Source organism: Blautia sp. MCC283 (assembly GCF_018785565.1).
Taxonomy (GTDB): Bacteria; Bacillota; Clostridia; order Lachnospirales; family Lachnospiraceae; genus Blautia_A.
In genome coordinates this window covers 138,802-153,407 of record NZ_WQQB01000045.1, presented here as the reverse complement: position 1 = coordinate 153,407, position 14,606 = coordinate 138,802, and the positions used below count along the sequence as shown (strand labels likewise).

Below are 14,606 nucleotides of genomic sequence, written 5' to 3'. Positions count from 1 at the left end.
CGCTTTGAACATAGATCGTGAAACGGGGTATGTTCATGGGCAGGTAAGTGAGGCGGAATAAGAGAGTCCGCTTTATAAATACATGCATGAGGGAGGCATTTTCTTATGTTTCAGGTAGTAAAAAGAGACGGTGAATTAGACGAATTTAAAATGGGGAAGATCACCGCAGCCATTGATAAGGCGTTTGATGCCAAGGGCAAGAATTACAGTCCGGATATGATCGACCTTCTGGGACTTCGTGTTACTGCGGATTTTCAGAATAAGATCGAGAACAACCGGATCTCTGTGGAGGATATCCAGGACAGTGTGGAGAACGTACTGATCCAGGCAGGATATTCCGATGTTGCCAAGGCGTATATCCTTTATCGCAAGCAGCGTGAGAAGATCCGCAATATGAAATCTACCATCCTTGACTATAAAGAAATCGTAAACAGCTATGTAAAGGTTGAGGACTGGCGTGTAAAAGAGAACTCAACAGTAACCTATTCTGTAGGAGGACTGATCTTAAGCAACTCCGGAGCTGTTACTGCCAATTACTGGCTGTCTGAGATCTATGACAATGAGATCGCGGAGGCACACAGAAATGCGGATATCCATATCCACGATCTGTCCATGCTGACCGGATACTGTGCAGGATGGTCCCTGAAACAGCTGATCCGTGAGGGCCTTGGCGGAATCGAGGGTAAGATCACTTCCGCACCGGCCAAGCATTTAAGCGTGCTCTGTAACCAGATGGTAAATTTCCTGGGTATCATGCAGAATGAGTGGGCAGGCGCACAGGCATTTTCATCCTTTGATACCTATCTGGCTCCTTTTGTAAAGGTGGACAACCTTTCTTATCCGGAAGTGAAGAAATGCATTGAGTCTTTTGTATATGGGGTGAACACACCGAGCCGCTGGGGAACCCAGGCACCGTTTTCCAATATTACACTGGACTGGACTGTTCCGGATGACCTTGCAGAACTTCCTGCCATCGTAGGCGGCAAGGATATGGACTTCAAGTATAAAGACTGCAAGAAAGAGATGGATATGGTCAATAAGGCATTTATCGAGACCATGATCGAGGGAGATGCCAACGGACGTGGATTCCAGTATCCGATCCCGACTTATTCCATCACAAAGGAATTTGACTGGTCTGATACCGAGAATAACAGACTTCTCTTTGAGATGACTTCCAAGTACGGTACTCCGTATTTTTCCAACTACATCAACAGTGATATGAAACCGAGCGACATCCGCAGCATGTGCTGCCGTCTCCGCCTGGATCTCCGTGAGCTCCGCAAAAAGAGCGGCGGTTTCTTCGGTTCCGGTGAGAGTACAGGTTCTGTAGGTGTTGTAACTATCAATATGCCACGTATCGCATATCTTTCCAGAACACCGAAGGAATTTTATCAGCGCCTGGATCACATGATGGATATCTCCGCGAGATCTCTTCACATCAAGAGAGATGTGATCAGCAGACTTCTGGATGAGGGACTGTATCCGTATACCAAGAGATATCTTGGAAGTTTTGAGAATCATTTTTCCACCATCGGTCTTGTGGGAATGAACGAAGCGGGCTTAAATGCATGCTGGCTGAAAAAAGACATGACAGATCCGGAGACCCAGAAGTTTACGAAAGAGGTTCTGGAGCATATGAGAAACCGTCTTTCTGACTATCAGGAGCAGTATCCGGGAGAGCTTTTCAATCTGGAGGCAACACCGGCGGAATCCACCGCATACCGCCTTGCCAAACACGACAGAAGCCGTTATCCGGATATCAAGACAGCAGGAAAAGAGGGCGATACTCCGTATTACACAAACAGCTCCCATCTGCCGGTTGATTATACCGCTGATATTTTTGACGCACTGGATATTCAGGATGATCTGCAGACTTTGTATACATCCGGAACTGTATTCCACGCATTCCTGGGAGAGAAACTTCCGGACTGGAAGGCAGCAGCGTCTCTGGTACGTAAGATCGCAGAGAATTATCGCCTGCCGTATTACACCATTTCTCCGACCTATTCCGTATGTCAGGAGCATGGCTACATCAGCGGAGAGCATTTCACCTGTCCGAAATGTGGAAAGAAGGCTGAAGTTTACAGCCGTATCACCGGCTACTACCGTCCGGTACAGAACTGGAATGATGGTAAGACACAGGAGTACAAGAACCGTACCCTCTATGATATTACCCACTCCCAGTTGAAAAAGGTACACACCAGCATGATGACCATGAAAGGCGACGAGGTTGAGATCCAGCCGGTGGCATCGCACAAATATCTCTTCACGACCAGCACCTGTCCAAACTGCCGTATGGCAAAGAAAATGCTGGAAGGTGAGGAACTGGAGATCATCGATGCCGAGCAGAATCCCGAACTTGTTAAGCAGTACGGGATCCGTCAGGCGCCTACACTTGTGATCACTGACGGAGCGCAGGTTAAGAAGTATGTGAATGCTTCTAATATACAGAAGTATGTGGATGAAGAACTGGATTGAGCTCTTTCAAAATAACTGCAAGTAAAAAATGTATAGCTGGACGCATGTCTGTTGGATGTGCGTTCGGCTTTTTTATATGTTATTTTTGTTTTTGGGAAAGGTGGTTGACATTTCTTGTCGGGATGGTATACTTATATCTGAAATTTAGCGATTAAAAGCGTTGCGCTTTAACGCATGAATGTGTATATATCGCTGTGATACAGCGTGGGGAGATACGGGAATTGTTTCCCGGCGGAAATTTGCGAGGGGGAAAGCACTCAGAGTTGCGAAGCCCGTTTTTCCCCCTCGCGCTCCCCCTTTCTGGGCACGCATTTTGAGGCGTACGTTGTGGAATGTGCTACGTTATTGGTAGGGCGATGTACTCCAGGGTGTCGAAGCCGTCAGGCTGAGCCGATGGATGAGGGCGGACGGGAAAGCGGCCCGCGTAGCGGGCCTGTTCCCTGTTTTTTGCTCAAATCGATAAAAATAAACCGCGGGTTATAGCGTAGTGCATTCATCTATATCGGCATAGCCTACAATATCCAACACCGTAAAATCCATCGCCCCGCCAGCAAAGCAACACATTCCACAACGCAGAACAGCGGCGTGGCCGGGAGGGGTGGAGCGCGAGGAGGGGAGTATGGCCTTCGCAACTATGAATGCTTCCCCTCCTCGCACCTGCCGCATGCAAAATGCTCCCGCCGGAAGGAGATACACCTGCCGCATGCGAAATGCTCCCGCTGGAAGGCGATATACCTGCCGCATGCGAAATGCTCCCGCCGGAAGGCGATATATCTGTCGCATGCAAAATGCTCCCCTGGAAAGGAAACCCGCCACATGCGAAATGCCCCACCCCGGGAGGGGATTCACTTCCCACAAATTTCATGCTAAAATAAACAAGAAAATAACAAAAGAATAATAAGAAAAGAGGAAAATATTATTATGGTAAAACAGAACATCGTCTTCGTAGAAAACACCCCAGGGAGTCTTCAGAAAGTTACAAAGATTCTTGCAGAGAATCAGATCGACATCTACGGCTTCGGCTGCTTCGACGCACCGGAATTCGCAAACTTCCGTATGGTATGCGATGATCCGGAAAAAGCAGATCAGATCATGGCTGAAAACGGATACATGACCCGTATCACTCAGGCCATCCTGGTGGATCTTCAGGATGAGATCGGCGGCCTGGACAAACTTTTAAGTGTCATGGGCGACAGCAACGTAAACCTTCACTACATCTACACCTTCTTCCACAGAGGCCTGAAAGTCCCGGTAGCGATCATGCACTGTGAGGATCTTCTTGTTGCAGAGAGTGTTCTCCGTAACAATGGCTTCAAGGTTCTGAACCGCCTGGTAGATCCGGATGGAGCGGAAGAAGCGTAAACATAAAAAGGACGAACAGGAATGAAGTATCGTATTTTTATTGTAGAAGATGACGAAACAATCGCGAATCTTCTGAAAAAACATCTCAGTTCCTGGGGATATGAAGTTTTTCTGGCTGAGGATTTTTCCAATGTACTGCAGGAATTTGCGGGGAAAGATCCTCAGCTTGTTCTTCTGGATCTGAAACTTCCCTTTTATAACGGCTTCCACTGGTGTGAGGAAATCCGAAAAGTTTCCCAGGTGCCGGTGATCTTTATCTCCTCCGCAGCCGACAATATGAACATGGTCATGGCCATGAGCCGTGGAGCAGATGATTTTATCGCCAAGCCTTTTGACATGGATGTACTGGTAGCCAAGATCCAGGCAATCCTCCGCAGGACCTATTCCTTTGGAAATCCGGGCAATGTACTGGAACATAAGGGAGCAGTGCTCAACCTTTCCGGGGCTACGCTGACCTGGAACGGGGTGGAGCTGGAACTGACCAGAAATGAACTGCGTATCCTGGAGTTGCTTTTTTCCCAGGCAGGCAGACCGGTATCCAGAGATGCCATTATGACGAAACTGTGGGAAAGTGACAGTTTTGTGGACGACAACACCCTGACCGTAAACATTACACGCCTTCGTAAAAAACTGGAGGCAGCAGGCCTTGTGGATTTTATTATCACGCGAAAAGGTTTGGGCTACATGGTGTGAGGTTTTTATGGAATTATTACGCGCATATTTGAAACAGACAAAAATTTTTCTCATTGCCTTTGTTTTTGCGGTGGCTGCATCGGCAGCAGTGGTCTGCCTGTACCAGCTTCCCGCTGAGGCAGTGATCTATATGGCAGTTCTGTGGCTTGGAGCAGGAGCTGCCGCTTTTTTATATGGGTATGTCCGCTACCGGCAGAAGGCTCAGACGCTCTGCCTGGTGGAAAAAGCTCCGGAGATCAATCTGGATCGTCTGGACGAGACCACCGATGAGGTGGAACTTCTTTACCGGGAGATCATCCGCAAGCTGGACGGCATGCGGATGGAGGTGGAGACAGACCGGCATCGTTCCCTGGAAGAGATGACGGATTACTATACCATGTGGGCACATCAGATTAAGACGCCGATCTTTGCCCTGCGTCTGCTGCTTCAGGAGGAACCGGAGCGGAACCGGGAATCCCTGGCACAGCTTTTTCGCATTGAACAGTATGTAGAGATGGTGCTGGGCTACCTTCGAACAGAAGACATGTCCGCAGACCTGAAGCTTGCCCGGTCTTCTCTGGATCGGATCATCCGGGAACAGATCCATAAATATGCAGGGATCTTTGTGGCAAAAAAACTCTCGTTGTCCTATGAGGGGACAGATGCGACCGTTCTCACCGATGAAAAATGGCTTGGTTTTGTCATCGGGCAGATTCTTTCCAATGCGCTGAAATATACAAGAACGGGCGGCATTGAAATCTGGCTGGAGGATGAGCGTGGAAACCGGACATCGAATACAGCACCGGCAATCCTTGTCATCGCAGACACCGGCATCGGAATCCAGGCAGAAGACCTTCCACGGATCTTCGAAAAAGGCTACACAGGAGTTAACGGCCGGGAGGACAACCGGGCCACCGGGATCGGCCTGTATTTAAGCCGGAAGATCCTGAAAAAGCTGGGCCATGAGATCACTGTGGATTCCCAGGTGGATAAAGGCACGGAAGTCCGGTTGAGCCTGTGGAAAAAAGAGCTGGATATGTATTGAAATTTTTTTGCAGAAGCCAATCTTACATAAATGTAAGCTTCCCCCGCAAAATGTAAGCCACTTCGATGGCAGCCGCCGGAGAATTTTCTTATACTGAAAACATAATATAGCGACACAGGTAATTCCTGCATCGGATTCAGTCACTTATAGTATTTCCATAAATTCCTGCATCAAGTTCAGCACGTCATGCTCTGAACAACTTTCTTTTGATGCATTGATTCCTGGGACTGCTATAGAATGTGATGCACGAATTCCCTGGAACGCTGCAAACACAGATAAGAAAGGAATTGGCATATGGCATTACTGGAAGTAACAAATGTAAAAAAGATATACAGCACCCGCTTCGGCGGAAACAAAGTACAGGCACTTTCCAATGTGACTTTTTCAGTGGAAGAGGGAGAATATGTGGCGATCATGGGAGAGTCCGGTTCCGGAAAAACAACGCTTCTGAACATTCTGGCAGCCCTGGATCGCCCAACATCCGGTGAAGTACTTCTGGAAGGAAAAAGCATCACCCACCTGACAGAAAAAGAGATTTCCGCATTTCGTCGGAAAAACTTAGGCTTCGTATTCCAGGATTTTAACCTTCTGGACACCTTCAGTCTCCGGGATAACATCTATCTTCCCCTTGTGCTGGCAGGCGAAGATTATCAGGAGATGGAACAGAAGATCCGCCCCATTGCAAAAGCCCTTCACATTGACCAGCTTCTGGAAAAATTTCCCTACGAGGTTTCCGGCGGACAGAAACAGAGGGCGGCAGTTGCAAGAGCGCTGATCACAGATCCCAGGCTGATCCTTGCGGACGAACCAACCGGAGCGCTGGACTCCCGTGCGGCGTCCGATCTTCTTTCCATGTTCAATGAAGTGAATCAGGAAGGCCAGACCATTCTCATGGTAACCCACAGTGCACAGGCAGCCAGCCATGCATCCAGAGTTCTTTTTATCAAGGACGGACAGGTGTTCCACCAGATCTACCGTGGCACAAAAACGAGACAGGAAATGTACCAGATGATCGCAGATACCCTGACGATCCTTACGACAGGCGGTGAGAGCCATGCGTAGAGGACTGTTTGGAAAACTGGCAGTACAGAACATCCGCAACAACCGGAGCACCTATATTCCCTATATGCTTACCTGCATTTTCTGTATTGCCATGATGTATATGATGGAATTTCTGCGGGACTGTCCCACATTGGAGAAAGCAGTGCCCCAGGCATCAGAAGTGCGGCTGATCGTGGGAACCGGTGAAGTGGTTGTTGGAATTTTCTGTGTCATCTTTCTGATCTACAGCAACAGTTTTCTTATGAAACGGCGCCAGAAAGAGATTGGACTTTATAACATTCTGGGCCTGGAAAAAGGCCATATCGGAAAAGTGATGTTTCTGGAAACGATCATGACGTCTCTGCTTTCTCTGGCAGCAGGTATCGGGTTTGGAATCCTTGGAAGCAAGCTTTCCCTGCTTTTGCTTTTCCGTTTTCTTCATGTTCCGGCGGTGTTGGGATTTTATGTTTCCATTACTGGAATCCTGTTTTGTATCGCAGGATTTGGAGGGATTTTTCTTGTGATTCTGGCACTGAATCTTACCAGAGTAAGAATGAATAATCCGGTAGAACTTCTGAAAGGTGGAAACACAGGAGAGAGGGAGCCCCGGGCAAAATGGCTCATGGCATTTCTGAGTGTGATCTGTCTTGGCGTGGGATATTATCTGGCAGTAACCACGGAATCTCCGATCCAGGCGATTTTTATTTTTCTTCTGGCGGTAATCCTGGTCATGGCAGGAACGTATCTTCTTTTTACAGCAGGAAGTATTGTGATTCTGAAACTGCTTCGAAAGAACAAAAAGTTCTACTATAAAACCAGCAACTTTATCAGTGTTTCCGGCATGATCTACCGTATGAAACAGAATGCGGCAGGCCTGGCAAGTATCTGTATCTTAAGTACTGGCGTACTCTTGCTCCTTTCCATGACTGTGTCCCTGTATTTTGGAATGGGGGACATTATGGTGAACCGGTATCCTTTTGATACGGATGCCCAAATCTCCGGTATCAGCCAGGAACAGAGTGAACAGTTTCAGAAGGTTTTTGCACAGGCAATCGAAGATTATCAGGTGCCGGCAGAAAAAACAGTGACTGAAACGTATCTCGAGATCGGCTGCAAGCAGGGAAAAAACGGCATTATGATCGGACAGGCCTACAGTTACTCGGAAGATGGGAATTCCGTAGATCTGTATACGATCCGCCAGTCTGAGTATGAGAAACTTACGGGGGAAAAAACAGATCTCCACGACAGCGAGATCTTTGCCTGGTATCCATCTGAAAGGGAAACAGACACATTAAAAATTGATGACTGGGATTTTGCAGTAAAGAAATGGCTGGAAAAAGCACCTTTAAGTGCGATGACCAATCTGGTTTCCAATATGGCGGCAATTGTTGTAACGGATTCGGACTTTGAGTATATTGACGGGCTCCGGACAAAGATGTACGAAGGACTTGATGCCTACGAGGCGGGAAAAGATCTCACAGTTCATCTTGGTGTAGATATCCGTGGCAGCAGTGAGGAAAAGATCCGGTATGGCCAGGCTGTTTATCAGGCACTGAAAGATTACTGCCACAGTGATGGTTTTTCTGAGAATACCATCGTGATCGGTGGTGTCCGCCAGAGTGAGTATGAAACTTATTATGTGGATAATGGAAGTATCCTGTTTATTGGAATCTTTCTGGGAGCACTGTTCCTTATGGGAACGGCGATGATCATTTATTATAAACAGATCTCCGAAGGCTACGAAGATCAGGGAAGGTTCCAGATTATGCAGAAAGTGGGCATGAGCCGCAGAGAGGTAAAAGGTGCCATCCGCAGACAGATCCTTCTGGTATTTTTTATCCCGCTTGTGATGGCGATGGTGCATATTTCCATGGCATTTCCGCTGATCCGCCGGCTCCTGCTGCTGTTTGGAATGGCCAATACAAAACTGTACGTGGGTTGTACAGCAGGAACGGTTCTGGCTTTTGCGCTGGTCTATGGACTGATTTACTCCATGACAGCCAGATCTTACTATAAAATCGTAGAAAAAGCATAAAATTGGGGAAAAAGCACAGCTGTGTTTGCTGCGAAGTATTGAAGTTTTGATATGGCAATGCTACAATAAAAGAGCGTGTCAGGAGACGTGTAAAGGGTTTCCGGGCACGCTATTTACGTGTGCAACCGGGTTCGTGACAGTACAGGATCAGGCCGTAAACGCGGATGATCTTATGTGCCTGGCTAACGTACATACAATGGAGGAAATCGATGAAAAGAGAAAGTTTCAGAAAAGGTATGAAGGATGGCGTGCCCATTGGACTGGGATATTTCGCGGTGTCGTTCACCTTTGGCATGATGGCCGTTGCCGGAGGCTTAAGTATCTGGCAGGCAGTCCTGATCTCACTGACTAACCTGACATCGGCCGGTCAGTTTGCGGGACTGGACATTATTTTTGCGGGAGGTTCCATGTGGGAGATGGCAATGACTCAGCTGATCATCAACTTAAGATACTGCCTGATGTCTTTTTCCCTGTCCCAGAAATTCCGGCGTGAGGAATCCGGCATCCTGAAGTATATCGCCGCCTTTGGTATCACCGATGAGATCTTCGGGATCAGTGCGGCCCAGGAGGGAAAAGTCAGCGTATTTTACAATTATGGAGCCATGTGTGTGGCAATCCCCGGATGGACTCTGGGAACTCTGGTAGGCGGTATTTCCGGAAGCCTTCTTCCGGATTTTATGCTCAGTGCCTTAAGTGTTGCCATTTACGGAATGTTCCTGGCCATCATCATCCCGCCGTCCAAAAAGAGCAGACCGGTTCTTGGAGTGGTTGTGGCATCCATGGCAGTCAGCACCATTTTTGCGGTGACACCGGTATTAAAACAGGTATCATCCGGATTTATGATCATTATCACAACACTTCTGGTAGCAGGCCTGGCAGCTTATTTCTGTCCGGTGGAAGAGAAGGAGGAAGCATCTCATGAGTCATAATGTATATCTCTATATCCTGGTGATGGCAGCAGTCACCTATCTCATCCGTATGCTGCCCCTCGCTCTTGCAAAAAACGAGATCAAAAGCCCGTTTATCAAGTCCTTTCTGTACTATGTGCCATACGCCTGTCTTGCAGCCATGACCTTCCCGGCCATCCTGAAAGCCACAGACAGCATCATCTCCGGCGCCGCGGGATTCTTCGTAGCCCTTATTGCGGCATATAAAGAGAAAAGTTTGATCACAGTAGCGCTGCTGGCGTGTGCGGCGGTGTTTATTGTGGAGCGGGTTCTGGTATTTATCTGAAAAATAAAACAAATAAACATTGTATTCAGAAATAATTATGTGTATAATAAAAAATATAGATACAATATCCTGCTTCAGGAAAACAATTACACAGATATGGGATAAGTATCCGGGACACAACAATTAAGACAGATGAACTATAACCGGGAAAATCTTTTCTGAGGAAATGGCAGTATTTCTTACAGAGGGGGTTTTCCCTTTTTTATCCTCTTCTAGCAAGAAGACTCCAATATCTAAGGTGGGAGATGAATTGCGTCTGTTACCTACTTGATAGAATATCCTAATCATAGTATAGTATATTTAGTCAAATAATAAAAATTAAAATACAATAAATTTAAATAATAACACACATTTAGCATTCTTACTATACTATCATCTTGTGCTTGTGGTCGAGTATCGTAGATGATTTTTCTAGGAAAAGGAAGTGGCATGGTGGCAAACAGAGCATATAAATTCAGAATATATCCCAATGATGAGCAGAAGATTTTGTTTGCTAAGACTTTTGGATGTGTGAGAATGGTATATAATCATTGGCTTGATAGAAAAATCAGGCAGTATGAGGAGAATAAGACCAATGTAACATATACTATTTGTGCAAAAGAAATGGCTGCAATGAAGAAAACGGAAGAATACGGATTTTTAAAGAAAGTAGATAGTATCGCATTACAACAATCGCTCAGGCACCTTGATACGGCATTTCAGAACTTTTTCAAACAGCCGAAAACAGGTTTTCCACGGTTCAAATCAAAGAAGCGGAATAAAAACAGCTATTCTACGGTCTGCATCAATGGGAACATAACGATATCCAATGGATGTTTGAAATTGCCTAAGATTGGACAAGTCCACTTAAAACAGCACAGGATTATTCCAGAGGAATACAGCCTGAAATCTGTAACAGTAAGTCAGACACCAAGCGGAAAATACTATGTTTGTATACTTTATTATGATTATCATAGGATGGGTATCGGTGGATATTTATTATAGCGTAATCTATACAAAATATGCAAGGTACGCAAGAATCTATAAAAGAAGCTACCGAGATATATACAAACCAGAAAAAGTAAGACAATCCATATTATCTGACTTTGAAAGAAATGCTGCACCAACATCCAAAAAGATATACTGGGATAAAGAAGACCGGAAGTTCTGGGATTTTTATGAAAAGCCAGAAGGAAAAAATCTGAACATCCTTGCTTTTGCAGAAACTTCGATGATAACGAATAAAGATATCTATCAAATAAGAAAAAAACTTCGAAAGTTCAGGCGAAGCAAGCAGGAACAAGATCCTGGAATGAAAGAAATATACGGTGTCTTCTGGTTTGATGTGAAAGATATAAGCTGGGGCATGGAAGAGCAGAAGGTAAAGCTCATGCCGCCATTTCTCCATTCCAAACAGAAATCTAAATATGTTCGGATGCGTAGGGAGTTGTTGGATATAGTTGAGGTGGTGGAGGAAAAGGAAGAAGAAATTGAAAACGAAACGGGTGATGGCAAGCAGTGAATGTAGATTACTACCGTTTGCCTGATCAGAAATATCGTGGGGGATTACTATGTTTTCTATTGAGTACATAAATATTCCAACATTAATAGCAATACTCGTTATTGCATATCTTATGGATGATGTATTTCTTTTTATGAAATTGGGCAATGATACTACAAAACAGCTTATGGCAACTGTAGTAGGGTATATAATTGCTGTTCGAAAGTTTGGATATCTCAGATTTGAACCATTTGCAAACCGTTTTGGGGAAGAGAATCCTTTGTATGCAATGGGATTTATGCGGGAAAAATCTCAGAAATCCAAATGGGCCGCATATCAGAGAGGAATTTTTTTCTGGCAGGCGGTTACGCTGGTACTTGCAATTATGTCCAAAATTGCATTTATATTGTCACAGCGGTTTGTGTTTAGCGATTTTGAAATTGTAGCTGTGTATATGTGCAGCTTTTTACGTATTTCCTGTGTCTCTTTTTTGGTGATTTTGATTGGCTATGTAGTTACATGGAGTTATTATATGATGATCTATCACCGAAGTTTCCGATATTACGCAGGCAGGGATAAAGTCTGGAAGCCATTCAGTTTTGTGGGCCAGGATCATTATTATGTCTGGCCAAATGAGCAGAAGATTTTACCACGGACCTGTGCAAGTATATATCCATATGAAGAAGATGACCATGTAAAAGAAAATATAAAGAAATCCTGTGTAGCGGATGGCTATGAAAAAGAGCGGGAATTCGATTTTTCAGATCAGGGAAATGCTGTTTTTTATAAAAAAGCGGAGGCCTCAGAAGTCCATATATTGTCCGTGATCGAAACAGAAACCTTGAAAGACGAGCATACAAAACAGCTGAATGATTTTTTCGGGGAATTCTGGAGGGATAATATTGGAAAAGAAGAGGAAAAACAGCCAATATACTTTACATTTGTAATTTTCTGCAGAAGAACAGATTCACTGCTTGCAAAACAGATTCTGGAAGAGGCGAATGGCTTGCTCATGTACAGGAACCGATACCGCCTGGGTGCAATATTCAATGAGAAAAGCGGCGAATTAAATATTAAACAGGTATCCCCCAAGTCACACTACAAAGATATCTACCGCAAAATGTCCGGAGAACTGAGACGCTTTGCAGGGGGAGATACAGAAATATAACAGAGGTATAATATGTCAGGAGGGAGCTACAAAAAGCTCCCTCCATTTCCATTTATTCACCTAAAAACCCAAGATCAATCTCTCCATCAAACACCGTAGTTGCCGGACCGGTCATGTAGATGAGATTTTCGTCTCTTTCCCAGGAGATATTTAAGTCTCCGCCAAGGAGCTGTACGGTTACCGGTTTGCTGCCGTCAACTTTATCGTTGAGGATGGAAGCGACTGTGACTGCACAGGCGCCGGTGCCGCAGGCGAGAGTCTCTCCGGAGCCGCGCTCCCAGACACGCATCTTAACGGTGTGGCGGTCGATCACCTGAACAAACTCGGTGTTGACCCTGTCAGGGAAGCAAACGTGATTCTCAAAGGACGGGCCGATTTTTTCCAGGTCAAGGCTGTCCACATCATCTACGTAGATGATGGCGTGAGGATTGCCCATGGAAACTGCAGTCATATGATACTCTTTTCCGTCAACGGTGATGGGAGCGTTGATCACCTGCTCGGTTTCGGCAACCACCGGGATCTCTTTTGCAGTGAGGATCGGGGAGCCCATGTTGACTTTTACCATGGAAGCCTTGCCATCGCGGATCGTAAGATCTACATATTTAATACCGCTTCTTGTGGCAATGCTTAAAGATGTTTTGTCCACAATGCCGTGGTCGTAGACATATTTGGCAACGCAGCGGATACCATTTCCGCACATGGCGCCCTGGGATCCGTCCAGGTTGTACATATCCATCTCACAGTCTGCGATCTCAGACGGGCGGATCAGGATCAGACCGTCGGAACCGATGCCAAAGTGGCGGTCGCTGACAAATTTCGCCACTGCGGCAGGATCTTTGACAGTCTCCTCAAAACAGTTTACATATACATAATCGTTTCCAATGCCGTGCATTTTCGTGAATTTCATAATGATAACCTCCTCTTGTTTCTGAATATTATACTTGGTTTTTCTGTTGGAGCACAAGACCCGCATGGAAAAAACACGCCAGTTTTTTCCAGTTGCTGTCTCTGATAGTATAGTATACTGGATAATTGTTATCGAAAAGTGAATTTTCCCCATGGAATTCCCATAAAATAGAAGGGGAATTTCGGATTTATGGATTTTATGTGCTTGCATTTTGTCAGAAACATGGTATCATAAAACAAAGCAATATGCACGGAGATGCATAATTATGCTGTACATCGCGAAATGCGCTGCTGCATTAAGAGAAAGAAGCAGCCCCTTTCGCGATGTACAAGAGAATTCAGGAGGAAGAAAAAATGAAGAGAAAATTTATGGCACTTGCACTTGCGGCAGCTATGACAGTATCCATGACATCCGCTGTTTTTGCAGCAGATGAGATCAAGAGCGCAGATGATCTTACCGGAAAGAAGATCGGTGTTCAGCTTGGAACTACCGGTGACACCATCGCTACAGATATCAAAGATGCAACAGTAGAGAGATATAATAAAGGTAACGATGCAGTAATGGCTCTGAAACAGGGCAAGATCGACTGCGTGGTTATCGACAGCGAGCCGGCCAAGAAGTTCGTTGATAAGAATGATGACCTTAAGCTTATCGATAACGTATTTGATAAAGAGGAGTATGCGATCTGTATTTCCAAGGACAACACAGATCTTACCAAAGAATTCAACGACGCACTGAAAGAGCTTAAGGATGACGGAACACTGGATTCCATCAGAGACAACTACATCGGTGATGATGCAGGCAAGACTCCATATGAGACTCCGAAGGATGCAGATCATTCCAAGGGAACTCTGACCATGGCAACGAACGCAACATTCCAGCCATATGAATATTATGACGGAGATAATATCGTAGGTATCGACGTTGATATCGCACAGGCAATCTGTGATAAGCTTGGATACGATCTGAAGGTTGAGGATATGGAATTTGATGCCATCGTAAATGCAGTAAAATCCGGAAAAGCTGACTTTGGCGCAGCAGGAATGACTGTAACAGAGGATCGTAAGAAGAGCATTGATTTCACAGATCCATATACAACCGCAGAGCAGGTTATCATCGTACAGAAATAAATTAACTCAATAAATTGCTTGGCAGTTTACTGAGTTATGAGCAAGTAGCGAATGC

General features: G+C 45.5%; 13 protein-coding genes. 12 read left to right on the top strand and 1 reads right to left on the bottom strand.

What is annotated here, in order from left to right:
- Window positions 1-105: 105 nt before the first annotated feature.
- The 11 genes from GPK81_RS13330 (at window position 106) to GPK81_RS13280 (ending at window position 12,514) form a co-directional block, all read left to right on the top strand.
- Window positions 106-2,478: a ribonucleoside triphosphate reductase gene (locus tag GPK81_RS13330; protein ID WP_118061881.1), complete on the top strand. Its 2,373-nt coding sequence runs from the start codon at window positions 106-108 to the stop codon at window positions 2,476-2,478.
- 921 nt (window positions 2,479-3,399) lie between these two features.
- Complete coding sequence (locus GPK81_RS13325) at window positions 3,400-3,840, top strand: ACT domain-containing protein (protein WP_021976916.1); 441 nt, start codon at window positions 3,400-3,402, stop codon at window positions 3,838-3,840.
- A gap of 21 nt (window positions 3,841-3,861) precedes the next feature.
- Window positions 3,862-4,533, top strand: a complete 672-nt coding sequence (locus tag GPK81_RS13320) for a response regulator transcription factor (protein WP_118061884.1) — start codon at window positions 3,862-3,864, stop codon at window positions 4,531-4,533.
- Window positions 4,534-4,540: 7 nt separating this feature from the next.
- A complete protein-coding gene (locus GPK81_RS13315; RefSeq protein ID WP_215707195.1) occupies window positions 4,541-5,557 on the top strand; it encodes a sensor histidine kinase in 1,017 nt (338 codons plus the stop codon).
- A gap of 294 nt (window positions 5,558-5,851) precedes the next feature.
- The gene (locus GPK81_RS13310) at window positions 5,852-6,619 is read left to right on the top strand and encodes an ABC transporter ATP-binding protein (protein WP_021976913.1); all 768 of its coding nucleotides are present in this window, start codon (window positions 5,852-5,854) and stop codon (window positions 6,617-6,619) included.
- A complete protein-coding gene (locus GPK81_RS13305) occupies window positions 6,612-8,633 on the top strand; it encodes an ABC transporter permease (RefSeq protein ID WP_215707194.1) in 2,022 nt (673 codons plus the stop codon). Before GPK81_RS13310 ends, GPK81_RS13305 begins: the two co-directional genes overlap by 8 nt.
- A gap of 209 nt (window positions 8,634-8,842) precedes the next feature.
- Complete coding sequence (locus GPK81_RS13300; RefSeq protein ID WP_021976911.1) at window positions 8,843-9,562, top strand: AzlC family ABC transporter permease; 720 nt, start codon at window positions 8,843-8,845, stop codon at window positions 9,560-9,562.
- Window positions 9,552-9,866, top strand: coding sequence for an AzlD domain-containing protein (locus GPK81_RS13295; protein WP_021976910.1), 315 nt, complete (start codon window positions 9,552-9,554; stop codon window positions 9,864-9,866). The genes GPK81_RS13300 and GPK81_RS13295 overlap by 11 nt, the downstream gene beginning before the upstream one ends.
- A 429-nt stretch (window positions 9,867-10,295) precedes the next feature.
- Window positions 10,296-10,850, top strand: a complete 555-nt coding sequence (locus GPK81_RS13290) for an RNA-guided endonuclease TnpB family protein (RefSeq protein WP_252196656.1) — start codon at window positions 10,296-10,298, stop codon at window positions 10,848-10,850.
- Complete coding sequence (locus GPK81_RS13285) at window positions 10,834-11,367, top strand: hypothetical protein (RefSeq protein ID WP_215707193.1); 534 nt, start codon at window positions 10,834-10,836, stop codon at window positions 11,365-11,367. The genes GPK81_RS13290 and GPK81_RS13285 overlap by 17 nt, the downstream gene beginning before the upstream one ends.
- Before the next feature lie 49 nt (window positions 11,368-11,416).
- Window positions 11,417-12,514, top strand: coding sequence for a hypothetical protein (locus GPK81_RS13280; RefSeq protein ID WP_215707192.1), 1,098 nt, complete (start codon window positions 11,417-11,419; stop codon window positions 12,512-12,514).
- 52 nt (window positions 12,515-12,566) lie between these two features.
- Here GPK81_RS13280 and dapF read toward each other — a convergent pair whose 3' ends face one another.
- Window positions 12,567-13,421, bottom strand: a complete 855-nt coding sequence (gene dapF, locus GPK81_RS13275) for a diaminopimelate epimerase (RefSeq protein ID WP_021977913.1) — start codon at window positions 13,419-13,421, stop codon at window positions 12,567-12,569.
- Window positions 13,422-13,774: 353 nt separating this feature from the next.
- Between dapF and GPK81_RS13270 the strand changes: the two genes are divergently transcribed.
- Complete coding sequence (locus tag GPK81_RS13270) at window positions 13,775-14,551, top strand: transporter substrate-binding domain-containing protein (RefSeq protein ID WP_021977912.1); 777 nt, start codon at window positions 13,775-13,777, stop codon at window positions 14,549-14,551.
- The last annotated feature ends 55 nt before the right edge of the window (window positions 14,552-14,606 follow it).